Raw genomic sequence first — 547 nt, 5'->3', positions numbered from 1 at the left:
CGCTGTATTTTCGCCATAGTGCGATCATTTCAAACCGAACTAGAGATCAGTACCCAAAAAACAAAAAAGTGTCTCTAAACGCAAATAGAAGCAAATAACACTACATCTATAAGCGATAAGAACGGCTTAACCAAGCGAGTGTCTACGAGCGACAGTCCCAAAATTCGCGCCTCGGCCCTCTGAAAAACCGCTTTTTTAGGTTGATTAACCTAAAAAAGTGAATTTTAGATGCAAAAATTTGAGCCTAGACCGAGCGAAGCGAGCATAAAGCTCTATGAGCGAAGCGAATTCCGAGTTGCTTTTGCTCTTGCCTTTGCTTTTTCTCAAATTCACGAAGGAATTAACCGAAAAATTGCCCCCGAATCGAGCGAAAGCGAGATTCAATAGAGTTTGAGCGAAGCGAAAACCAAGGGCAATTTTGACCAGACTAGGCTTTTAATTATTTTTAATAGTTTTTAATGCTTTTAGACAGGCTGAAAGCCTTTAATAGCAAATGTTTCAAAGCCTATAAAACTAGGTTTATCGACCCATAAAGCTAGGTTTATCG

This window comes from Acinetobacter higginsii (assembly GCF_000369525.1).
Classification (GTDB): Bacteria; Pseudomonadota; Gammaproteobacteria; order Pseudomonadales; family Moraxellaceae; genus Acinetobacter; species Acinetobacter higginsii.
This window is presented reverse-complemented; position numbering follows the sequence as displayed.